The sequence below is a fragment of the Mesorhizobium sp. B3-2-1 genome (genome assembly GCF_006439515.1).
In the GTDB taxonomy this organism is placed as follows: Bacteria; Pseudomonadota; Alphaproteobacteria; order Rhizobiales; family Rhizobiaceae; genus Mesorhizobium.
In genome coordinates this window covers 86,140-109,339 of record NZ_VFTI01000021.1, presented here as the reverse complement: position 1 = coordinate 109,339, position 23,200 = coordinate 86,140, and the positions used below count along the sequence as shown (strand labels likewise).

Here is a 23,200-nt window from a genome sequence, read left to right as displayed (position 1 = left end):
CTATTGAACCTTGGCCTGCAGGTAGTGGGCCTGCTTGGCCTGGATCATCCAGACCATGGTTTCGTTGACAGGAGTGGCCACACCGGTGCGCTTGCCTGCATCGACGATGGCGCCGTTGATCACCTCGATCTCGGTCTGCCGTTTGGCCTCGACGTCCTGCAGCATCGACGCCTTGCCGCCGACCGCCTTTTCCAGCAGGCCGGTGATCGCGGCCCAGCGTTCATCGTAGTCGAGCGCGATGCCTTGTGCGTTCGCAACGGCAACGACTTCTCTGAGGATGGCTGCCATCAGGCTTTTTGTGCTGTCGGAGGCGACGAGTTCATGCGACATGAACTGCAGCAGCCCGGCCACCGGCAACGTGCAGGCGTTCAGCGCCAGCTTCTTCCAGACCTCATCGAGGATCCTCTCAGACTGCGTCGTCTCGATCTGCGCCGCCCGAAAGGTGTCGATCACCTTGCCGAGGCGCCCGGTCGGCTTGCCGGTCAGCTCGCCGATGTAAGTCATGCCGGAGCCGGGATGCTTGACGCGGCCTGGCGCCAGCAAGGTGCCTCCATGGTAGGTCAAGCCGACCAGCACGCGGTCTTCGCCGACGATCGACGCGATGCGCGGTGCATTGCCCCAGCCATTCTGCAGGCTGAGCACGGCTGTTTCCTTGGCGATCATGGGTGCCGCAGCCCGAACGGCCTCTTCGGTATGATAGCATTTGACGAAGTTGATGATGAGATCGACTGGGCCGACGCTCGCCGGGCTGTCGCTTGCAAGCACCTTGATCACCGGCTGCGAACCGTCCTTTTCCTCAATGGTCAGCCCGCTATCGTTGATCGCCGTCACCGCCGCCTTGGAGACGTCGATCAGCGTGACGTCATTGCCGGCGCGGGCCAGATATCCCCCGAATATCCCGCCCATAGCTCCGCCGCCGCCCAGAATGGCGATTTTCATGCATCTTTCTCCCTTGGCGATCGCAGTCTCCGTCTCAAAGCAAGTTGATTTGCAGAGGGTGGAGCTTGCCTTTTGGGTTCCTCCAAGCCGGTGCTGGCCGCTGCTCATCGAGCCCGGCCTCGTCTTCCCGCTTCTTCATCTCGTATTTTCAGCATTGCAAGCTGTTGCATGGTTGTCAAGCATGATGGTATGAAAGGTCTATGGTCGACCCTTTAATCATCGAACGAAAGAAACTCTTCGAGCATGTGGCGACACATCTCGAGGGGCAGATCCTCTCCGGCAAACTAAGGCCAGGAGACCAATTGCCGCCCGAGCGGGACCTGCAGTCGCGCTTCGGAGTCGGCCGCCCGGCCATTCGCGAAGCACTGATCTCGCTGCAGAAGGCCGGCCTCCTCGAACTCACCAATGGTGCGCGCGCCAAGGTGCTGATGCCGACGGCCAGCCATATCTTTACCGGCATGGCACCGGCCGTCAGGCAGATGTTGTCGACGGAAGAGGGGCAACGCTCCTTTCAGGGCGCGCGCATGTTCTTCGAGGTCGGCCTCGCCCGCGAGGCTGCCCGCACCGCCACGCCTTCCGATCTGGAGACGCTAAGCGAGGCACTCGAAGCCAATCGCCAGGCGATCGGCGACCGCGATCGTTTCACCAGCACCGACATTGCCTTCCATTTCGAATTGGCGCGTATCGCGCGCAATCTCGTGTTCGTGGCGCTGCACGACCAGATTTCGGAATGGCTCAAGGAACAGCGCATCGTCACGCTGGCCGCGGACGGTCAGGAGCAAACGGCGTATGAGGCACATCGCGCCATTTACGATGGGATCGTCGCGCGCGATCCCGATCGCGCCGAACAGGCGATGCGTGAGCATCTGGATCAGCTGACGACAATGTTCTGGCGCCAGCGGGCAAGCGAACATGAGGCTGATGATCATCAGATGGGCGACCCCGACGCATGAAGATCGGCGTCATCGGCGATGATTTCACCGGTGCCGGCGATATCGCCAACACGCTCGCCAAGGTCGGCGCGCGCACTGTTCAGTATGTTGGAACGCCGACCGGACGACTGAAGACCGAGATCGACGCTGCGGTCATTGCGCTGAAGACGCGCTCGATTGACGCTGGCGATGCGGTGACGCAATCGCTCGCTGCCTGCAGGTGGCTGATTGCCAACGGCGCCAAGCAGATCGTTTTCAAATACTGCTCGACTTTCGATTCCACGCCGCAAGGCAACATCGGACCGGTCGCGGAAGCGCTGCTCGTGGAACTGGACACGGTGTTGGCGCTGGTTTGCCCGGCTTTCCCTGCCAATCGCCGGACGCTGTATAACGGGCATCTCTTCGTCGGGGACCGCCTGCTGAGTGAGTCTGGTATGGAAAACCACCCGCTGACGCCGATGACCGATCCCGATATAAAGCGATGGCTTGCAAGGCAGACCGCGCTGAAGGTCGGCCATCTCTCTCTGGAAAGCCTGCGTTCGGGCAATGCTCAGGCCGCCTTGCGCCTGGCAAAGCACAACGACGAAAGACTGATCGTCGCCGACGCGATCTCGGATGACGATCTCCTGGCGCTGGGCCGGATAGTCAGGACCCACAGGCTGGTTACAGGCGGTTCCGGAATTGCCATGGGCCTGCCCTGCAATTTTGGCATCCAACCGGCAATGGATCGGCAGCCGTTCACGGGGAGCGACGGTCCCGGTCTCATTCTCTCCGGCAGTTGCTCTTCGGCGACACGCAGGCAGATTGCTGCGTATGACAGCGGTCACCCGTCGAAGCGTCTTGATGCCGCCAACGCGCTCGATCCGGGTGCGGCGCTCGCGAGTTGCCTGGATTTTCTCGTCAGCCACAAAGATACAGGCCCGCTCGTCTATTCGACCGCGGAACCATCGGAAGTGGCTGCAGCCCAAGCCCAATATGGACGTGAAAGGCTGGCGGCATCGTTCGACACGATCTTTGCAGAGCTCGCTATCAAGGCAGTGGCTGCCGGGTTCCGGCGGATCGTGGTTGCGGGTGGCGAAACGTCCGGCGCGGTCGCCTCGGCGTTCGGAGCGGCAGCACTCGAGGTCGGGCCGGAGATCGACACCGGAGTGCCGGTGCTTATCCTCGACGCAAATCCGAGGCTGGCCTTCGCGCTGAAATCCGGCAATTTCGGCGCCGACGATTTTTTCGAACGTGCACTCGCTACCCTGAAAGGTAGGGCCTCATGACCTTGGAAGAACAGCAGCTTCGCGACGAGTTTTGCCGCTGGGGCGAGTCCCTGTTCATGCGCGGCTACACCGCCGGTTCGTCGGGCAATCTGTCGGGTCGGCTTGCCGATGGTTTCCTGGTCACGCCGACCAATTCCTGTCTGGGTTATCTCGATCCCGCCAGGCTGTCGAAACTGGATGCCCAAGGTGTTGCTGTATCGGGCGATGCCCCGACCAAGGAGATTCCGCTTCACATGGCATTCTATGAGGCGCGACCGCAGACAGCCGGCGTCGTGCATCTACACTCGACCTACGCCACGGCACTATCCTGCCTTGAAGACACCGACCCCGACGATGCCATCCCGCCAATTACACCTTACGTAGTGATGCGCGTCGGCCGCGTGCCGCTTTTGCCTTACACCCACCCAGGCTCTGCTGCCGTGAGGCCGCTGGTATTGGCCAAGGCCCATGAACATGCCGCCGTCCTGCTGGCCAATCATGGTCCGGTGGTTTCGGGCCGCAGTTTTCGCGATGCCATTTTTGCCGCAGAGGAGCTGGAAGAGACGGCGAAGCTGGTATTCCTGACAAAAGCGCTGACGGTGCGCCAATTGGATGCAACGCTGGTTGCCGAGCTCGAGACGCGGCACAAGTAACTGGTACGTTTGACGAGCAAGGGATCGGTGGGGAACGGCAAGCCTGCTCGAAGCGACGAACGTTCTCCACGACCCGAACGACCGCTTCGGACAGCACCTCGCTCGTATCAGCTTTGCCGTTTCCGGGAACCTGACGCCGCAGGCCGACCGCGTTGGCGAAACTTCAGCATAGGGGAACACCAATGGGGCGTGCCTACGAAAAGCCTGTCCTGGTCAAGCGCGACCGCCGCCTAGCGTTACTGCCGTGGTCGTCGTGTCTACAACCATCCGGTAACCTGCCTGACAGAGGTATCAACGCTGACGGAAATGGCAGGTTTGTGGTTGCGTGCGCTCGGCACCGGGCGACCGGGCTACGCTTCCCGACCGGTGGGCTCGCGCATGATACGATTGGTGGCGTGTTTTGGGGTTTTCGAAATGTCTGACAAAGGGAATGGCGGTGGCCCGTTCGAGGCCGCGATGGTCGTGGTTATGGCATTGGCGGCACTCGGAATTGCCGTGATCTTCGGGACAGCAGCGTTTTGGCCTGGGTAGCGCGGTGCCAAGGGAAAAGCAGAGTCTCGTCGGCTCGGCGCCCTGGAGAAAGGGAAGTTGCCTGAAGGACGCCGAGCCTAGCCGACGAGATTAGCGGGGGGCCGCGTCGTCTCGCCGGCTAAGGGTTTATCGCTCTCTAAGGCAACTCGCACAAAGCATCCGAACGTACTGAGGGATCAGCCGATCGGTGGTAACAGGGGAACAAGATCTGCTTTCCCAGGCACGCTAAGACCGAACGAAGCATGAACATCAAGCTGCGCGAAGTCGGCGCGCTTGCAGTCTGAGCAACTCGGAAGCCTTCGGGCATTTAATGCTCGGTATCCGACGTATAGATGCCTGTAGACGATATGTGTTGATCTGTGATGCGTTAGCTTCCGGCGGTGATGTTTTTCGCGCCCTAAATCTGCTCGCTCCCAACCGCTAACTTCACCATTTCGCTCGCGCCCAAGCAAAAAGAATGGTGCAATCGCAACAAAATTCCCTGGTCGGCCATCCTGATCGTGGTTGACGCCAGAAATCAGAAGGTCCATGCCGCTATCTTGGGCAGGGTGCGACCCAAGCCCCTGAAATGAGTGTAGTTGAGAGCCAACTCCGGAAAGACTACCCCGTCCACGCGACGGCCATTTTCGCGCGCAGCATCAATGATTTTGCGCAACAGCGCTGCCGCGCGTGCCACAAGCTCGGCGCCTTCGAAAGGTTTACTTCCTGATGATCCAATCCGGCCGCGGACTGGGACGCCAAAGCGATCGCTAATGTGAGATGGTGGCTGAAGAGGCTGCCCGGCTGCCGCGAGGGGGATCTTGGGGGACTACGGCAGCCGGACGATGCCGGCGTTCCCTCCCGGCGACTTGCGCCTTCGCCGCGGACCGCTTCGCTGATCAGCGGCATCGGACGGCCGGGCCCGTCAAAGCCTCCGGCGACGAGGGGCCGATGGTGGGCCTGGCTATCTGGGCAAAGGTCTCGGAGGCCGTTAGAGCCAGGATCGAGGAGCAGTCACGCGCCGGCAGTTTGTCAGGCTCAAGGGCAATGACTGGGACTGCGGCAACATCGTCTGGCTGCTCGACGTGGTTGCCGCAAATCGCGCGCTCGCCACCAGCGGCCTCTGTCGCAAACTGAATGGCAACTTGTTTCCGGCATGAGGGATATTCGATTTCCGGGAGTTCTCGATGTTCAAGGGCCGTCATCTTCGACCGATCAATAATCCTGCTGGTACCGCGCCTACAATCTGAGCCTGCGGGATCTGGAAGAGATGATGGCCGAACGTGGCCTGCAGGTCGACCACTCCACTGTACATCACTGGGTGACACGATTTTCGCCGCAACTGCTGGAGCGCTTCAACCGGCGCAAGCGTGCCGTCACCGGCAAGTGGCATATGGACGAAACCTACATCAAAGTTCGCGGCCGTTGGATGTACCTGTCGCGCCATCAACAGCGTCGGCTACACGGTCGAGTTCTTCTTCAGCGAGAACCGTGACCTGCCGGCCGCCAAACGCTTCCTCCGAAAGGCGCTGGAGCGCCACGGCAGACCGGATCGCATCGTCATCGACGGCAGCCAGACCAATCACGAGGCGATTGTTTTCGCCGAGGTCCTTCTCTCCGGCATCGAAATGGTTCACATGATGTGCAAGCGACAGGCGAGGTTTGCCTACAATTCACGTCCCTCGATCGCCGAGCAGTTCGAAATCCTCGCCGGCTGATCATCTGCGCGACACGTCCCGTCGTGGCCAAAATCACGATTTGCGACAGAGCCATCTCACGCTCCGCCCATATAGATGTCCATGATTTGCCGGTCGTCGCGCACGTCGCGGGGCGTTCCCTCGAAACGCTTTTCGCCGGCCGCCATGATGTAAAGCTTGTCCGCGATCGGCATCGACTGGCGAATGTTCTGCTCCACCATCACTATTCCGATGCCGTGCGTGATGAGGGTGGTAATGCGTTCGAGCGTCTCGATCACCATGGCCGGCGATAATCCGGCGGAAGGCTCGTCGAGCAGAATGAAGCGCGGTTCCGAGACCAGTGCTCGAGCCAGCGCAAGCATAGCCTGCTCGCCGCCTGAAAGCGAACCGGCCGCAGTACGCCGCCGTCGCGCCAAAGAGGGATATTGCTCGATCAGCGCCTCGATGCGCTGCTCTACCAGCCGGCGGTCTGCGATAGCGTAGCCGCCCATGCGCAAATTCTCGATCACCGTCAGGCGCGGAAATACGCCGCCGCCCTGCGGCATCAGCACCAGCCCCTGGCGTACCACCTCATGGACGGCAAGGTTGGACAGCGTCGCGTCACCCAGTCTCGCCGTGCCGCTCCACACCGGCAGCGCGCCGGCGACGGCCTTGAGTAGGGTCGACTTGCCGCAGCCGTTCGGCCCAAAGATGCAGGTGATTTTGCCGGCCTCCGCGCTCAGCGAGACGCCATGGATGATCTCCTGCTTGCCATAGCCGGTGACAATGTTTTCGGCGGTGAGCGTGGTGCTCATTGCGGCCGCCCCAGATAGGTCTGCATTACTTCCGAATCGCGAACGATGTCGTTGAAAGAGCCGCTGGTCACGACGCGGCCCGCATCCATGACTATGATGCGGTCGCACACATTGCGCACCATCTCCATGTCGTGCTCGATGACCAGGAAGGTGATGCCACGCTCGCGCAGCTGCGCGATCGCCTCCAGGATGATCTTACGGATATTGGGATGCACCCCCGCCGTCACCTCGTCGAGCAGGATGAGCGAGGCCTCGCGCATGATGACACGCCCGAACTCCAGCAGTTTCTGCTGGCCGCCCGAAAGGTCGGAGGCGCGATTGTCGGCGACATGCTCCAGTTTGAGCAGAGCCAGCGTTCCGGCCGCCCGCTCATGCGCTCCTGGCCAGTGGCCCTGGGCGGCGGCCGCCAGAAGGTTTTCGGTGACGCTCATATTGTCGAACATGGCCGGAATCTGGAAGGTACGGGCAAGCCCCAGCCGCGCGATCGCGTGAGCTTTTCGGCCGCCGATTTCGTGACCGTCGAAGCGGATCTGGCCACGATCCGGCGTCACCGCGCCCGATACCAGGCTGAACAGTGTCGACTTGCCCGACCCGTTAGGCCCGATCAGGCCGGCGATCTCGCGCCGACCGACGTCCAGGGAGACACCGTTGACGGCCTTGATGCCGCCGAAATGGCGGTAGAGTTCGCGCACGACGAGGATAGGGTCGCCGGCTCCAGCCGTTTTGCCCTCGGTCACGCTCAACTGGGCCCTCCTTGGCCGTCGCCGACAAGCTTGCCGACCGCCTTGTCCAGCTTGGCGCCGGACTTGGCCCCACGCCTCGAAAACAGGCCGGCGATGCCGTTCGGCATGAACAGCACCACCAGTACGATGGCCGCGCCCAATATCGCGATATAGAAGGCGGTGTCGCCCCAGTACATCCAGATCATGCGGTTGACGACGAACAGCCCCACACCGCCCATTGCCGGTCCCCACAGGCTGCCCAGCCCGCCCAGCAACACCATTACCACCATCTGGTCGGTGATGTCGCCGCCGAAGACGCTCTTCGGATTGATGAAGGTGACCCAGTAGGCGAAGATCGCGCCGAACACCGAAGCTGTGACGGCACTGAGTACGAAGGTCTGCAGCTTGACCAGCGAAGTGTTGATACCCATTGCCTCGGCCGCCGGCTCGTGGTCGCGTAGCGCCTTGACCTTCAGCCCGAAACGCGAGCGCTCGAACAGCGCCCAGGTGATGAGGTAGGTCAGCGCAGCAGCGCCGAACATGGCGAAGTAGAAGAAGCGCTCGTCGAGAAAAGGCGGCAGCCCAATTCCGCCGATGCCGCCAGTGAAGTCCATCACCGACGCGAACTGGATGAGCACCTCGGCGAAGGCCCAGGTGGCTATGGCGAAATAGGCGCCGCGCAGGCGCAGCGTCGGCGCGCCGATGATAATGGCAAACAGCGCCGTCACCACTATGCCGGCCGGGACTGTGGCGAAGAAGGGCCAGGCGAGCTTGTCGCCCATCAGCAGCGCCGTCACATAGGCGCCGAGCCCGAAGAAGGCCGAATGGCCGAAATTGATGTAACCGGCATAGCCGCCGAGTATGTTCCAGGAGCAGGCTAGCCCCGCCCACATCAGCGCGCCGGTGGCGATGCGCAGCCAGTAGTTGTTGACCAGCATCGGCAGGAGCACCAGCACAACGATCACCGCGATCAGCAGGAGGAGGCCGGTCCAGCTTTGCCTCATTTCCGGCCTCACAAACCGTGCCGCAGGATCCCGCGCGGGGACACGAGCAGGACGAGGAACAGCGTGGCGAAGATCGCCAGCAGCGAATAGCTCGATCCGACATAGGTCGCAACGAAGGCTTCGATAACACCGAGCAGCAGGGCGGCGACAAGGGCACCGCCGACGGAGCCCAAGCCGGCAAGCACAGCCACGAAGAACGCGAACAGTGTATAGCGCAGGCCGACCTCCGGATTGACGGAAAAGATTGCCCCCATCAGCACGCCGGCCATGGCGGTGATGCCTGCGTAAAGCCCATAGACATTGGCGCTGAGGCGGTGGATGTTGACGCCCATCAGCGCGGCGTTCTGCCGGTTTTCAGCCGTCGCTCGGATCGCCAACCCATAGCGGGTGCGGTAGAGGAACAGGAACAGGCTGCCGGCGATGGCGATCGCGAACACCGCCGCCGCCACGCGGATCAGCGGCACCGTCACCGGCCCGACGGCGAGGCTCTCGCCGCTCAACGCCGTCGGAACGCTGTGGGTATTGAAACCCCACGCGGTCAGCATGCCGCCGCGCAGCAGCGTGAACAGGCCGAACGTCAGCGCCAGCGCCATCAATTCCGGCCGCGCCGTGCGGCTGTTGCGGACATTGTAGAGGATCGGCCCAATCAGATAGCCGACGGTGCCGAACAGCACGAAGGCCACGGGGATTGCCAGGAATCCGTCGACGCCCAGTCCGGCGGCCATGTAGTAGCCGAGATAGCCACCCAGCACGACCCAGCCGCCCACGGCGAAGTCGATGACGTGCAGCACGCCGAAAGCGAGCTGGAATCCGATCGTAAAGGTGGCGATGACGCCGCCGATCAGAAGGCCGTTCAGCAAGGTCTGTAGGAAAAGATCCAAAAGCGGGAACCATCCGTCAGTCAGGCAAACGAAAGGGAAAGGTGCCGCGGCAACGCGGCCGCACTCGATGGCATGGTCCGCCATTTTCCGAGCACGCGCAACCGTCGTAGTTCCGCCGGGCAGGGTGATGGCGACGAGGCTGCCCGCACCCTGTCCGAAACAGCCTATTTCCAGGCCGGCAGCGGGTAGGTGAGGTCTGCCGCCGCGGCCTCCTTTGGGCCCACCGCCACCGTCTTGCCACCCTGAATCTGGATCAGCACCGGCACCGGCTGGACGTTGTCATGGTAGTGGTTGCCTTCCTTCTCGAACTTGATCGGCCCGTAGAAGGTCTGGATGTCTGTCTCGGCGATCGCGTCCTTCAGCGCCACCCTGTCTTCGGCCGCGAGCGCCGGCTTCTTGCCGAGCCGCTTGACGGCATCGCCGAAAACGAGGCCACTGGCCGCGCAGGCCGCTTCGGTATAGTCGGGCTCGTGCCCGGACTTCTTTTGCGCCATGTCGGCAAACTCCCTTGCGGTGCCGAAGACGTCGTCCTTGTAGGGAACCGATGGCAGCCACACGGAGACGCCGCAGGTGCCGTCGGCGTCCGCGGCGAGCGCCTGGGCGAAGGCCGGGTCGGTGACGCCGTAGTGCATTATCAGCGCCTTTGGCCGGAAGTTCAGCGACTTCGAGGTCTTGACGACGTTGATCAGCGGCTCCTCATGGCCGCCGACGGCGACGATGTCGGGATTGAGTGCTGCGATCTTAGAGATGACCGGGGTGAGGTCGCCCGAGGCCGGCACCAATTCGTAGGCGACGACTTCCAGCCCGGCCTCCTTGGCCCCGTCGCGAAAACCTTCGCCGGTCTCCTTCGAGAAAGGCTCGTTGACGCCGATCACCGCAATCGTCTTGGCTGTGGGGTTGGACAGTTTCGCCAGCACGGCCAGCGACTTACCCGCAGTGGTGTCCACGGCTGGGATGATGCCAAAGTTGAATTCCGGCTTGGCCTTCCAAACGTTCGGCGATTCCGCGGACCCAGAAATCATCGGCACCTGGTATTTCTGGCAGATCGGCTGCACAGCGATGGTCGAACCGCTGGTGTAGGGGCCGAACAGCACGTCGACCTCATTCTGCACGATCAGACGCTCGGCGGCGTCGGCGCCGGTCGCCGGGTTGCTCTGGTCGTCACCGTAGAACATGTCGACCTTGAAACGCTCGCCGGCGACCTCGACGCCGCCCTCGGCGTTGATGGCCTCCGCCCACAGATCGTAACCACGCTTGGTTAGGTTGCCGCCCAGGATGTTCTCGCCCGACAGTGAGGTGATAACGCCGGCCTTGAAGGTGGTGGCCTGCGCGCGTGCCGTTCGCACGAACGGCATCCCCAACGTACCGGCGGTGAAGACGACGGCGCTGCCACCGAGGAACCGACGGCGCGAAAAATCTTTGCTTTCCTTGGACATCGTTCAACTCCCTTTGCCCGATTATCAGATTGGAAACCGACGATATGCTTAGTCATACCACGTTTCGGCGCGGTCTATTCGGACGGTCCTGGCATCGCAACCCCATACTTCAGCCAAGCGAAGGCGACGGTAGAGGGGATTGTCTGGGCTGAATCAACATGCCGCCGCCATTGTCACTACTCCAACTACCGAGCAAGCCGGCCAAGTGCCCCTTTGCGGCGAACAGACGCTGGTCCTGCTTAGCTCAAGCCTCTTATCTTTTCGGCTCGCTTCACCCGGCGGCAAAGGGCAACGCGACGAATATCTGCTGATCGCCGCGATCAATCAGCAGCAGTACCGACTTCTTGCCGGCCTTGCCGGCCTCGGCGATTGCCTGATTTGCCTGTCTGGCGCTCTTCACCGGAGTCTGATCGATACCGACGATGACGTCGCCCGGCTGGATGCCTGCCGCCGAGGCTGCTTTGTCTGGACTGACGCGCTCAACCACGGCGCCGTGCTGACTGTCGGCGAGGTTGAGTTCCTGGCGGATGTTGGGCGTGATGTCGGTTAGGCCGAGGCCGAGCGACGGCACGCCCAGGCCCTGTCCGGCTGACGGCTTGCCCTGCCCGCCGGTGGAGGCGGTCTGCGTATTCTCCGTGTTGCGCCCGACATCGGTCGAGATTTGGATCGTCTTGCCTTTGCGCCAAATGTTGACCGTCTCCTTGGTGCCTGGCGCAACATCGGCGACGGCGCGCGACAGGTCCTTCGGATCCTTGATCTGCTGGCCGCCAAAGCCTGTGATCACATCGCCGACGTCAATGCCCGCCTTGGCCGCCGGCGAGCCCTGCGTGACTGACGAAACCAAGGCTCCGGCTGGGTGATCGAGGCCAATGGCGCCGGCGACATCCGGTGTGACCGGCTGAATCTGCACACCAAGATAGCCGTATTCGATGTTGCCGCCCTGCTCCAGCTTGGCGACGACTTTCTGTGCCTGATCCGACGGGATGGCAAAGCCGACTCCCACGCTGCCGCCATTGGGCGAGTAGATCGCGGTGTTGATGCCTATCACATCGCCATGGATGTCGACCAGCGGGCCGCCCGAATTGCCGTGATTGATCGGCGCGTCGATCTGGATGAAATCGTCGAACGGTCCGCTGTGGAGATCGCGGCCGCGCGCCGAGACGATGCCGGCGGTGACGGTGGTGCCGATGCCGAACGGATTGCCGATCGCCAGCACCTGATCGCCGGTCATCAGCTTGTTGGAATCGCCCCATTTGACCGTCGGCAGCGGCTTGTCGGCCTTGACCTTGAGCACGGCGAGATCGTTCTTGGCGTCGTGGCCGACGAGCTTGGCAGGAAGTTCGGTGCCGTCATCGAGCGTCACCTTGATCGAGCTCGCGCCGTCGATGACATGGTTGTCGGTGACGATGGTACCATCGGTATTGATGATGAAGCCGGAGCCGAGCGCCTCGGCGCGCTGTCCCTGCTGCTGCGGCGGCGTCTTCGGCATCGGGAGGCCCTGGTCGCCGAAAAACTGCTGGAAATACTCGTTGAAGGGCGAATTGCCGCCAAAGGGCGAGGCTTCGCCCATGGCCTTGCGGTGGCCCTCCATGACGGTCGTGATGGTGACGACCGCGGGCTTGGTGACCGCAACAATCGGGGCGAACGAGCCGCTCGGAGCTGTAGTCCCGGCGACAGGTGTCTGGGTCGTCGCGGCCACGGTGCTGAGGCCGGAATTGCTTTGGGCGAAGGAGACGATGACGGGCGAAATGGTCAGCGCAGCGCTCAGCAGGGCGGCGACGCGATGTCTGCGAAGAATGCTCATAGGTGACATGGTCGTTCTGTCCGGGCGAGAGCTGATCGGCGCCGTGGGTGGTTCTCAAGGGACGCCCGTCGGCGTGTCGAGGGCGGGATTGCCTGTCTCGCCATACATGGCAGCCGGCCGTCTCGACACCAAAGCATCTAGGACGCCGAAGGGCCCGAAACAGGGGCCTCGAGATGGCCTTACAAACATTTAATTCAGAAAGCGCTTACGGACCGATCTGTCCGGCAGGTAGGCCGAGGCGATCTCAAAGATAGTGCGTTCCGTGGAAACCAGGGTGCAGTGCCTATCGGCAGGTCGATCAGGCGCTGCATTTATGGCGCGTCTGCGTGAGGGCTTAAATGCCGTGTATCGCGTCCTCAGGAGGAAAGAAAACCGGCGCTATATTTCAAGCTGATGCACCCAAAAGACGTCACAACTTCTTGGGACCCAGAACTTTGGCGGCGCATCGGCGGGCGTCACTTTCATCCTTTAAACGAGCGCCATGGCGTTTGTTCTCGTTTTGACGGGGAGAGCTTTTGCGCTTCGTCCGGAACCAATTCCTCCATCGGCAGTTAGGCCTCAAAATCGGTGGCGAGCCCTTAGGAGCGACAGGAGTGTCGGAATGCAAAGCGTTCGTATCCACGCATTTGGCGGCCCTGACGTGTTGACGCTGGAGACAGAACCGACGCCCGAGCCACAGCCCGAAGAGATTCTGGTTCGCGTCAATGCCGCGAGCGTCAATCCGGTCGATTACAAGATTCGCAATGGCGGTTACGTTGCGGAGGATCGCCTGCCGCTGACACTGGGGCGTGACTTTTCCGGCGTAGTGGAAAGCTGCGGGGCGCGTGTCGATGCTTTCAAACCGGGTGATGCAGTCTATGGTCTACTGGCACCGGACCGCGGCGGCTACGCCGAGTTCGTGGCGGCCAAGGCTCAAGACTGCACCGCCAAGCCGAGACGCCTCGATCATCTGCATGCGGCAGCCGTTCCGCTTGCGGCGCTGACCGCCTGGCAGGGGATTTTCGACCATGGCGGTTTGAGCGCGGGTCAGCGGGTCCTTATCCACGGCGCAGCGGGCGGCGTCGGTCATTTTGCGGTTCAGTTCGCCAAAGCGAACGGCGCGACCGTCTATGCAACATGCTCCGGGCGCGACATCGATTTCGTGCGGAGCCTCGGGGCTGACAAGGTGATCGACTACGAAAACCAGCGGTTCGAGGACACGGTGCGGGATATCGATCTTGTCTACGATCTCGTCGCCGGAGACACCCAGGAGCGCTCGTGGTCGGTTCTCAAGCAGGGCGGGATTATCGTCTCGACGCTTCAGCAACCCTCGAAGGAAAAAGCTGCCGAGCGGAAAGCGCGCGGGGCTTATTATATGACCAAACCAGACGGTGCTCAGCTCGCCGAGATTGGACGGCTGATCGACGCAGGCGCCGTCCGCGTCGAGATTGGCAGAGTTTTCCCGCTGCGACAGGCGGCGGACGCCGAGCGCGCCTTGGAAGAGGGCCACGTCCGCGGCAAGATTATTCTCAAGGTGGCATAGTGGCGGCAACGCCTCGGCTGATCGGTCGCGGCCACAGAGCCAGACGGATTTTCAGCCTCGTCACGCTTCCCCGGTGGTGAGCCTCATTCGTCACATCGGCCAGGGCATATTCAGTCCCTGAACATAAATCGAGAACGCGACAACTGCAAAGGCCGTCACGATAATCGTACCCTCCCGACTATGCTCTCCGGAAGGGCAATCGCCAGCGCTAAAGCGGTTCTCTGGCTCTTTCCAGGCGTCGAAGCGCTCAATGCGGAAATCGCGCTGACAGAGCAGAGCGTATCAGAAATGATAGTTGATGCCTACCCGAACCGTATCAAACTTGATGGGGTCGGTCGAAGGGAGGCCAACAGAGTCGAAGCTTGGCTTGCCGAGGTCGACATGCAGATATTCAGCCTTGAACGATATCTGCTGGGTCATGGCCCACTCGACACCTGCGCCGGCACTCCAGCCCCAGCGTGTGTCGCTGTAGCTGCACGTCGGAGTAAATCCGCACGCGCCGAGATCGGCCGATCCCTTGACATGGCCGACTGCGAAGCCCCCGGTCGCGTACGGCAGAAAGTTCTCGAAAGCATAGCCGACACGCGCACGACCGGTGCCGAACCAGCTCACCTTGGCTGTACAGCCTTCAATAAAGCAGGGGGCGTTAGGAAACGGAGCCAACACGTCACCGTCGACGTTCGCATAGGATACATCGCCTTCGAGGCCGAAGATGAATTGGCCCATCTGCCAGTTGTAGCCCCCGGTCAGGCCGCCGACGAAGCCATTGACGTCAAAATCGACGGTCGAGCCAATATAGTGGTACTTGTCCTTGTTCCACCCATATCCGGCCACGGCACCGATGTAAGCTCCCGACCAATTAATGCTCGCGGCGGGCTCGGCCGCAACTACATCCGCAGCCAGCGCGGAACCGGTGATTAGCGACAGCAAGGCAGCTAATAGGATGGAGAGCGAGCGCATTGAAAACCCCAGTTGAAAGCCCGACTCTCAGCTTATCAGCATCTGCTGATGTTCAGTGTCTCTTTTGCGCAACAGCATTCTGGATTTCGAGCAGCGGGCAATAAGGTTCTATTCACCTATAGCGGTCAGGCGCTCGGGCAGCAGCCTGAAGGTCAAAGTGGTCGCCGATGGCGGCAAGGAAACAAACCTCGCTTGTCGCTGAAGGGCTTCGGAAGTGCGCTCGACAGGACCACGGCGTTGTTGCGATAGCGTTTATTTCCCATACCGCTGCTCCAGTGCGTTGGCAATTTGTTCGCACAGCATCTCGCCGGTGGTGATGGCGATGTGGAGACGAAGGCGTGCGCCGTGCGAATCCGTCCCGGTATGATCTCCCACGGGTTTCTCCTCCAATCCCGAATTAATCCGGGGCCTCGCAAAGCGGGATTTTTCTGGCCCGCCACGCGCCACCATCTTCACGACCGGCAGTCGATAGTCGTTGACAACGTTCTGTCCCAGCCGAGCTGCCCGCCAACACTTGCAACGATCGTACCACCTTCACCAGGCGTTATGCATGGCGCCGTGGTCGAGCCCCAGGCGGGCGCCAAGCGCCTCCATGTCGATCTGGTTGCACATGGGATGGCCGCACGTGACGTCACCTTTAACCACCTTGATTGACGGGCAGATGACGTTGCGTTAACTGTCTATTAGCTATGGCTAAAAAGGGAGTTCCTAATGAAAATCGCTCTCGTTTGCGCGGCGCTTGTCCTTACCGTGTCGAGTGCCGCCCTGGCGCACGAAAAGAAGAAAGCACCCGTCACTGTCAACGCGTGTGCTGGTCTGTCGATCAAGGCCGCCAAGGCAGCAAAACTGGACTGTGGTGCAACTGGCACTGTTGCAACGCCGCACACTGACACAAAAGCCAATCCAGAGCCGCGCCTCGGGTATGACACGAACCCTTTTCCAGCCTCTTTCGGGCTTTAGAAGAAATACGTCCGGGCACCTGAGCAGCCCCGGGCCACTGACCAAGACGCCGTCTCGATCAAGCAGTTCATCAAGCGAACCGCTGGAACTCGCCGCGGTTGCTGCTCGGCGAGTCCTACGGCACGGCCCGCAGCTGCGTGCTCGCCTGGCTTCTGCACGAGGACGGCCTCGACCTCAATGGCATCACGCTGCAGTCTAGCGTGCTCGACTATCCCGCGAATTTCTCCAACGCCGTCGGCTTGATGCCAACCTTTGCCGCCGACGCTTGGTTTCACAAGAAGACCGGCATCGAGCCCCCGCCGCCGGACCTCGCTTCCTTCATGGGGACCGTGACGCAATTCGCGCAGGGTCCCTATGCCCAGGCGCTTAAGGCTTTCCCGAAGGCGGATCCAATGGCAGAGGAGACGCTGAGCCGCTATCTAGGCCTTCCCGCCAATATGCTCGAGGCCTGGCGGCTGAACGTGGAGGCTGCCGAACGGCTCGGTCATTCCGCCTTCCTGGTCGAGCTTCTGCAGGATCAGGGGCTGGCCCTGACCGAGGCCGCCTCTGGTTTGCTGCGGCTATCAACATGTGGGCCGTGCGACTTTACCGAAAGACCGCCAGTCCCTGCGCCGGCCAAACGGGAGACGTTGCCGGTCAGGGCAAATTCAATCGCGTCGACGATGCCGCTCTTGCCGGTTCCGTTCGGCCCACAGGCTGCGAAGTTCTGGCCGTTGAGACTAAGTGTCAGGTCGCGGATGCCACGGAACTCCTCAATGCGTATTTTGTCGATCCGGATCATGAGGCATCCGGGAAAATAGCGACGCGGATGGACGGTTCGGCAAACACGCCGTCGTCGAGCACGACCTTGCGAAGCCTCGGTACGACTTCCCCGAGACCTTCTTCCTTTTCCAATGCGGTGAAGAATTCGCCAAGAATGTTGGCGGCGACCGACGTCACCTTCGCGGGCGGTTCTGCCGCTGCATCTTCCTGTGCTGCTGAGTCCACGTTTTGTCCAAGCCCGATTGGTTTGTTGCTAGGTAAACTGGCGTCTCGCCCTGACGATAGCCTCATCCAGCCGTGCCCGTGAGATCGCCGCGAGGCGTTCCACGCCCAAAAGGTGTGCCAGATCGCGTGCAGGATCGGGCATATCGAGCAGTCCGGGATTGTCGATCACCACCGAAGCGAGCTCGGCCAGGGGGATATCGACAATCGACCGTCTCGCGTCCTCGTTGACTGGTTGGCGATAAGACAGGAAGTCCGTGATGGCTCCCTTTTTCCAAATGAATTCGCCGCTGGATTCCTGCGTGCGATCCAGATCTCGCAAGTGCAGGTCTATCCTCTCGCGGATGCGGCCGCCCGTGCGCAGCCAACCGTGAACCCGTGCAATGCGCTGGGCGAGAACGTCGGAACGCAATGGGCTCTCCATGTCAATGACGGCTTCGATCATCCCGCGCAGGATGGTGCCGTAGCTAAACTCGAAGAATTGCTCGGGGTTCGGCCGAAAGTCGGATAGATCCGTCACACGATAACGTCTTTGCTCGGCATGGTTCTGGGTTGGCTCGCCGACCATTGTTGAAAGTGCTGCAAAATCCGAGGGCTCGGGAACCGTGGGATTATCTGTCGAGACGAGCTCGGCCCCGGCTGTGGCCGGGAGGGGCAGGGGTTCCTCGATTGGTGGCGACGCGGGGTCGCTGGTCTCGCTTGTCGGATCGACCTGCTGACCCATTTCCCAGCGCGTCGTCACCTCCGCGCTTTGTTCGGTCAGCTGGCGTGCCCGGCTCTCCTCGAGCAGGGTCTCCAGACTGGTGTGAAGACGTTCGGCACATCCCTTTGCGTCGAACCACCAGTCCGTCGACCATACACGACGAATGGTCCAGCCGAGCCCTGTCAGAACCTGCTCGCGAACCTTGTCACGGTCCCTTGCGGTCGCCGATCGATGATAGGTCGCTCCATCGCACTCGACGCCTGCCAGATACGCCCCAGCCAGATCTGGATGGCGGATTCCCAAGTCGATGCGAAAGTCGGAAATCCCGACTTGCGGAACGACCGTCCATCCACGCTGCTCCAATTGTTCGGCGACCGCCTCCTCGAATGGCGAATCGAAACCACCGACCGATCCAAGATCCTGGGCGGGCAGTGCAATTGGGCCCCGGTCGGCATAGTCGAGGAATGTCTTCAGATGCTGCACCCCAATCGCCTTGCTTCGCGAAGGATCAATCTGGTCCGCGGTGAAGCCGGAGAAGACGATGAGCTCCTGGCGAGCGCGTGTTACCGCGACGTTGAGGCGGCGCTCGCCGCCGTCTCGGTTCAGCGCCCCGAAGTCCATCGCGGGTGGCTTTCCGGAGGCATCCCGATAGAACGTGATCGAGAATAGGATCACGTCCCTCTCATCACCCTGGACGTTCTCGAGGTTCTTCACGATCGTCGGCTCGACCCGGTCTTCGGCGAAGAACCATTCGAGTTCCGGATGGTCCCGGCGCGCGGCATCGAGCAGGTCCAGGATCAACGATTGCTGTTGCGCATTAAACGTGATCACACCAAGCGTCGGTCGTCCGCTTTCCGGCAGCGCCAGCCAGTTTCTCATGCGGTTGACTGCCTCGCGCACGACGGCCATGGCCTCGATCTTGTTTGTGCGGCTCTTGCCGCGATCGTAAACGCCGTCCGGCACCCGGTGCAGGCGAACCGCGCGATCGTTGACCGCCGGCGAGGGGAACGTGACCAGCCGGTTGCTGTAATAGTGATAGTTGGAGAACGCGATCAGCGACTCGCTTCGACTGCGGTAGTGCCATCTGAGATCACGCACCGCGATCCCGGACGCCCTTGCCTCGTCGAGGATGCTTTCCAGATCCTTTTCATGGTCAGCAACCTCCTCCTCATCCTCGTTGCGGCCGAAGAAATTGGTCGGCGGCAACTGCTTGGGATCGCCCACGATGATCGTCTGGCGCGCCCTGGCTATCGCGCCAACCGCGTCCCAGGTCGTGATCTGCGAGGCCTCGTCGAAGATCACCACGTCGAACAGCGCCTGGTTCGGAGGCAGGTACTGCGCAATCGAAAGCGGCGACATCAACATGCATGGCGCGAGCTTGGCAAAGGACTGCGGCATCTTGCCGATCATGTCGCGGATCGACTGGCTCGGCCGCTGAAGCTCCATTTGGTGTCGCAGCAAGCCCAGTTCTGAGTTGCGTGAAACGCTCTGGACCGGCGCAAGTCCATGCGCGAGCGCGCTGACGACGCGCTGGGTGGCTTGTGCACGCACCAGATCGTCGATCTCGCGAAATTCCGTGATGGCGTTCTCGTGCTGGAACCTGCGGAAGTTTCGCAATACGGCGTCGCCGTCGAGAACCTTCGGCAGCCACCATCTGGCGTAGCCGACGCGAAAAGCGCAACGCGTCTGGTCGGGAGCTATCATCCCACTCTCGATCTGCTCAACGAGAGGCGCAAGATGGTGTTGGACCGCCTGTCTTTTCACCTGGCACCAGGCCGCCCAATTGCGAAGCAGGTTTCGGGCACCAGCTAGCTCAATCAGTTTGGCCCTAAGCGCCTCAAGACCCGGACCATCCGCTGGATCCGCAAGCTCGCGTCCCGCGGTCTGGCCGAACGCCACTCTCGCAGCATGGAATCCCTCGGCGGCCGCCAGCAATTTGTCGCCCGCCTCGCGCAGTCGGTCGTTTTCAAGGGTACCGCGCAGATTAGGCGCAACGGAACGGATGATGGCCCGAAATTCGTCTTGGCTCCGTCCAGGAATGCGGAGCGACACGCGAAGTCGCCGAGCGAGATCGAGGATCGCCCCTACAGCCTTCACGTCTGTTGCTAAGCCTTCGATCGGTAGGGGCTTGCCTGCCAATGGGCTTTGGTCGACCGCGGCCAGAAACGCTCTCATCCGACGGAGCAGCGGAAGATCCTTGCCGGGGTCGGCGATGCCTCGTTGTGCGCGGCTTTGAAGCAGTTTCTGGACCTTACGTTTGCCGACGACCGATCTCGGCCAGAACGATGCTTCCGCATCACGCCATTGCCTGTCCAGAACATCCAGGTCGAGGTCACGGACGGTCGCGACATCATAGGCCGCCGAGAGGCCACGCTCGGCCTCCCGATAAGCTGCGATCGAGCGCTCTAGGGTGGCGAGCGCTTCGCCGAAGGTCGAGAAATCCCGGTCATAAGCAATCGAGACATCGCAATTGCGGGTCTGCGCCATAACCTGCGCCAGGCCCAAGAGCGACTGGATTTCCGCGTGCGGCAAAGGCTCACTGGGGGCAAGGCCGAGACCGGATTGATAGTCCCGGATCGATGCCGTCAATTGGCCGATGGCGGAGTGCAGAGACGTCGCCCCAGCCAGCACTCTCAGTTGCCAATCGCTGCTCCACTCTCCAACATCGACCAGATCCAACGCCGGCTGACGCTCTACCGACCCAAAGACCAGGCCGACCTGCGCGGCCAGCTCCTCGAATTCGAGAAGCGTTTGCGGGTCGTGCCCATCAGGCGCCTGCCACGTGAATGCTGGCACGGTCTGATCATTAGACTTGAGCGCAATGCCCAGCGCCAGGTAGGGCGTCCAACCATTGGGATAGCGTTTGTGAAGCGCTTCGACGTAGGCATTCAACTCGTCGCGGCGCAGGCGAAGCCGCTCGTTGATGGCAATCCACTGGGATGCATCCGCGCAGCCGCCGTGCTCCCATGAGGCTTTCAGTTGGCCGAGGAAATGCCTGCGATCGGCCTTGTTCGAATGTAGCTCGATGCAGTGATTTCCAAGTCCATGTTCTCGCAACCGGCGATAAACGACATCCAGCGCCGCCGTCTTCTCAGCCACGAACAGGACCGTTTTGCCAACGCCCAGACAGTTGGCGATCATGTTGGCGATCGTCTGGCTCTTCCCTGTCCCGGGTGGACCGACGATCACGAAATCAAGCCCCTCGGCAGCGGCGATGCTCGCGGCTGTCTGCGATGAATCCAAAGGAAGGAGACTTATGATGTTGGACGGCTCATACGCGCGGTCCAGCTCTGCCTCATCGCGAAAGCCCGACTGGCCGCCCGAACTCTCGAAGGCCTGCTCGGGCGTGTCTATGAGGTGGCGAACGACCCGGTTTTGGCGCAACGTATCGGTCCGCTCGACCAGGTCCTTCCACATAAGGAACTTTGCGAAGGAGAATGTCGATAAGGCGGTCTCGTCCATCACCTCCATTCCGGGCACGTCGCGAACCGCCTGGCGCATCGTCTGAAGGACCAGCGGTACGTCGACCCCGCTGTCGTCTAGCGGCAGATCGCGAGCAAACTGGGGAAGGCGAAGCTCGAAATCGCGCTCCAGGAACTGAAGTAGCGTGGCGTTGAACCGAGGCTCGTCTTCATGGAAGCGGATCGTGAAGCGTGACGTCGCGCTCCGTCGCTCGAGCTTGACCGGGACCAGCAAAAGCGGCGCCCGGTAGCTGCGTTCATCCTCCGGTTTCTTTTTCCAGCGCAGGAAGCCGACCGCCAGGAACAGCGTATTTGCGCCGCCTTCGGCGAAGTCGTTACGCACCTGACGGTAAAGATCGATCAGTCTCGCCTCAAGTTGACGAGCATCTAGCGTGGAGGCAAGCTCGTCCCTCTGCAGCGCTTCAGCCGCGAACCCGCGTTGCAGATCGCGGCCGTGGACATCTCGATAGAGCTCCGCGTCCCGTTCGCCCAAAGGGTTCTGCCCTGGCAACGATATGACACGGACCGCAGCGCCATTTGCCAGCCTGTCCTCCAGATAGGCCACGTCGGTGCACAGAAATGGGATTGTCTTCTTTGATTCGGGAAAATTCAGCAGCCTGTTCCTGAGCGTCAGGTCGAGCAGCTTCTTTTGCCAGCGGTCGATGCGGCCGGCCGCGGTGCTAGGCTTCGCTTCAATGGCCTCAGCCGGCATCTCGCCCATTGCTGGCGCGGGGGGAAGCGGGAGGGCCGCGACTGCCGCCGCCTGCTCATCGACTGTGTTTCGCCTGATGGGTTCGTGCGAGGCAAGCGGCGTGATGCCGCCACTGCGCGATCGCCGGATGTCTATGGCTGCAACGAAGGCTTGCGCCCGTTCTTCCGCCAGGCGGATACTGAGCACATTCTGGGCGGCCTCGAGCGTCAGCGCAGGGCGGTGCGTCACGCCTGTGGTTTCGAACGCGATGAATTCACGCGAAGCCAGCGCCTTGCGCACCTCCATCTGGTCCGTTTCGACCGCATTTGAGAAGGTGCGCTTGGCCAACCAGACTCCCACCGCGGCATGCCCGTCAAACATTAAAACCGCCGGATGAAGCCCGGCAGCCTCCAGTGCAGCAGCAAAGAGAAGCGACGTATCCAGGCAAGTTGCCAAGCGTTCCTCAGCCATTGTCGTTGGCCGCCTGATCTTCTGGCCTCGGCTCTCGAAGCTCGCTGGAGGCTCGGCATAGTGCAGGCCAATGCCGGCGATCGCCGAATAGATGGCGGCAGCCAGCATGTATGCCCGTTGCGGACTTTGCGATTGATAGCCGTCAAGGCCGCTCGGATGGCCGTGCGCAACAAGTCGTTCCGCTGCGACCCTCAGGATCGGCGCAACGCCGGGATCATTCGGCATCACGAAAGCCGGAAGCAACTGCGCCATGTCGGCAACGCCACCCCACTCATCGCGCGCGAGCAATCTGACTGTCAGCCGCCGCTCATCGAGGACCTCGCCTGCCGCGGTCAGCCGCAACGTGATCTCACCTCGCTCGGCCTCATTGAGGCCTGTGAGATATCCGGCATCGAGCTCGATTTTGCGGTCGCTCAGTTCAAGCCTGTCGCCAGGAACGAGACGGTCTATTGTCCAGGTTTTCGGTCGCAGGAATGAGGGCGATGACGTCAGCTCGAGACGGCAATTCTCCAGAGTGCGGACGGAGTCGTTATCAAGCCGGATGGACCGAACCACCGGTATCGCGTTCTGATAGGACGCATAAGTGAAGCTGGACGCGACGTCCGCGATTATGCTCGCTGCAGGCGAGTTGTCGGCTACCGCATCATCATTTAATACTAGCTCTGAACTATCAACAGATTGCATTGACCCTAAGTCCCCTGAATTCAGATTAGCAATTTTTTCGGGATATAAAAGGCTCCCGGCGGGCTGAACGAATAAAAGGCTTCGCTTATCCGCGCGATAGCTGGGTCAACCAACGGTGAAGCGCACTCTCAGCAATGCACCGCCG

Annotated in this window: 17 protein-coding genes and 1 pseudogene; 6 read left to right on the top strand and 12 right to left on the bottom strand. The window is 61.4% G+C overall.

Annotated features, from left to right (window positions below; genetic code table 11):
- Positions 1-939 (bottom strand): 2-dehydropantoate 2-reductase, encoded by a 939-nt coding sequence (locus tag FJW08_RS21400; RefSeq protein ID WP_140812171.1) that lies wholly within the window; start codon positions 937-939, stop codon positions 1-3.
- A gap of 200 nt (positions 940-1,139) precedes the next feature.
- Between FJW08_RS21400 and FJW08_RS21395 the strand changes: the two genes are divergently transcribed.
- The 3 genes from FJW08_RS21395 to FJW08_RS21385 are packed head-to-tail and all read left to right on the top strand — an operon-like array spanning position 1,140 to position 3,771.
- On the top strand, positions 1,140-1,892 hold the full coding sequence (locus tag FJW08_RS21395) for an FCD domain-containing protein (protein WP_140812170.1): 753 nt from the start codon (positions 1,140-1,142) through the stop codon (positions 1,890-1,892).
- Positions 1,889-3,139 carry a 3-oxo-tetronate kinase gene (otnK, locus tag FJW08_RS21390; protein ID WP_140812169.1) on the top strand — a complete coding sequence of 417 codons (1,251 nt, stop codon included), beginning with the start codon at positions 1,889-1,891 and terminating at the stop codon, positions 3,137-3,139. The genes FJW08_RS21395 and otnK overlap by 4 nt, the downstream gene beginning before the upstream one ends.
- Complete coding sequence (locus FJW08_RS21385; RefSeq protein WP_140812168.1) at positions 3,136-3,771, top strand: aldolase; 636 nt, start codon at positions 3,136-3,138, stop codon at positions 3,769-3,771. Before otnK ends, FJW08_RS21385 begins: the two co-directional genes overlap by 4 nt.
- 707 nt (positions 3,772-4,478) lie before the next feature.
- On the opposite strand, the gene FJW08_RS32705 is transcribed toward FJW08_RS21385, so the two are convergent.
- Entirely contained in the window at positions 4,479-4,832 is a 354-nt protein-coding gene (locus FJW08_RS32705) for a hypothetical protein (protein ID WP_140812167.1), read from the bottom strand.
- A 636-nt stretch (positions 4,833-5,468) separates the two neighbouring features.
- Here FJW08_RS32705 and FJW08_RS21375 point away from each other — a divergent pair.
- Positions 5,469-5,999 (top strand): annotated as a pseudogene (locus FJW08_RS21375) (IS6 family transposase).
- Between the two features lie 56 nt (positions 6,000-6,055).
- On the opposite strand, the gene FJW08_RS21370 reads toward FJW08_RS21375, so the two are convergent.
- The 6 genes from FJW08_RS21370 to FJW08_RS21345 all read right to left on the bottom strand — a co-directional run bounded on the left by FJW08_RS21370 (position 6,056) and on the right by FJW08_RS21345 (position 12,619).
- Positions 6,056-6,772 carry an ABC transporter ATP-binding protein gene (locus FJW08_RS21370; protein ID WP_140812166.1) on the bottom strand — a complete coding sequence of 239 codons (717 nt, stop codon included), beginning with the start codon at positions 6,770-6,772 and terminating at the stop codon, positions 6,056-6,058.
- Entirely contained in the window at positions 6,769-7,509 is a 741-nt protein-coding gene (locus tag FJW08_RS21365; RefSeq protein WP_224615935.1) for an ABC transporter ATP-binding protein, read from the bottom strand. Before FJW08_RS21365 ends, FJW08_RS21370 begins: the two co-directional genes overlap by 4 nt.
- Positions 7,510-7,511: 2 nt before the next feature.
- Complete coding sequence (locus FJW08_RS21360) at positions 7,512-8,498, bottom strand: branched-chain amino acid ABC transporter permease (RefSeq protein WP_140812165.1); 987 nt, start codon at positions 8,496-8,498, stop codon at positions 7,512-7,514.
- Between the two features lie 8 nt (positions 8,499-8,506).
- Positions 8,507-9,379: a branched-chain amino acid ABC transporter permease gene (locus tag FJW08_RS21355; RefSeq protein ID WP_140812164.1), complete on the bottom strand. Its 873-nt coding sequence runs from the start codon at positions 9,377-9,379 to the stop codon at positions 8,507-8,509.
- A 164-nt stretch (positions 9,380-9,543) separates the two neighbouring features.
- The gene (locus FJW08_RS21350) at positions 9,544-10,815 is read right to left on the bottom strand and encodes an amino acid ABC transporter substrate-binding protein (protein ID WP_140812163.1); all 1,272 of its coding nucleotides are present in this window, start codon (positions 10,813-10,815) and stop codon (positions 9,544-9,546) included.
- A 271-nt stretch (positions 10,816-11,086) separates the two neighbouring features.
- Positions 11,087-12,619, bottom strand: coding sequence for a DegQ family serine endoprotease (locus FJW08_RS21345; RefSeq protein WP_140812162.1), 1,533 nt, complete (start codon positions 12,617-12,619; stop codon positions 11,087-11,089).
- A 601-nt stretch (positions 12,620-13,220) separates the two neighbouring features.
- Here FJW08_RS21345 and FJW08_RS21340 point away from each other — a divergent pair.
- Positions 13,221-14,141 (top strand): NADP-dependent oxidoreductase, encoded by a 921-nt coding sequence (locus FJW08_RS21340; RefSeq protein ID WP_140812161.1) that lies wholly within the window; start codon positions 13,221-13,223, stop codon positions 14,139-14,141.
- A gap of 282 nt (positions 14,142-14,423) precedes the next feature.
- On the opposite strand, the gene FJW08_RS21335 is transcribed toward FJW08_RS21340, so the two are convergent.
- Entirely contained in the window at positions 14,424-15,101 is a 678-nt protein-coding gene (locus FJW08_RS21335) for an outer membrane protein (RefSeq protein ID WP_140812160.1), read from the bottom strand.
- Between the two features lie 711 nt (positions 15,102-15,812).
- On the opposite strand from FJW08_RS21335, the gene FJW08_RS21330 reads away from it, so the two are divergent.
- Positions 15,813-16,061: a hypothetical protein gene (locus FJW08_RS21330; protein ID WP_140812159.1), complete on the top strand. Its 249-nt coding sequence runs from the start codon at positions 15,813-15,815 to the stop codon at positions 16,059-16,061.
- Between the two features lie 517 nt (positions 16,062-16,578).
- On the opposite strand, the gene FJW08_RS21325 is transcribed toward FJW08_RS21330, so the two are convergent.
- The 3 genes from FJW08_RS21325 to FJW08_RS21315 are packed head-to-tail and all read right to left on the bottom strand — an operon-like array spanning position 16,579 to position 23,055.
- Entirely contained in the window at positions 16,579-16,842 is a 264-nt protein-coding gene (locus FJW08_RS21325) for an ATP-binding protein (protein WP_246682478.1), read from the bottom strand.
- Positions 16,839-17,048, bottom strand: coding sequence for a hypothetical protein (locus tag FJW08_RS21320; RefSeq protein WP_140812158.1), 210 nt, complete (start codon positions 17,046-17,048; stop codon positions 16,839-16,841). Before FJW08_RS21320 ends, FJW08_RS21325 begins: the two co-directional genes overlap by 4 nt.
- A 28-nt stretch (positions 17,049-17,076) precedes the next feature.
- Complete coding sequence (locus FJW08_RS21315; RefSeq protein ID WP_140812157.1) at positions 17,077-23,055, bottom strand: DUF3320 domain-containing protein; 5,979 nt, start codon at positions 23,053-23,055, stop codon at positions 17,077-17,079.
- Positions 23,056-23,200 lie beyond the last annotated feature (145 nt).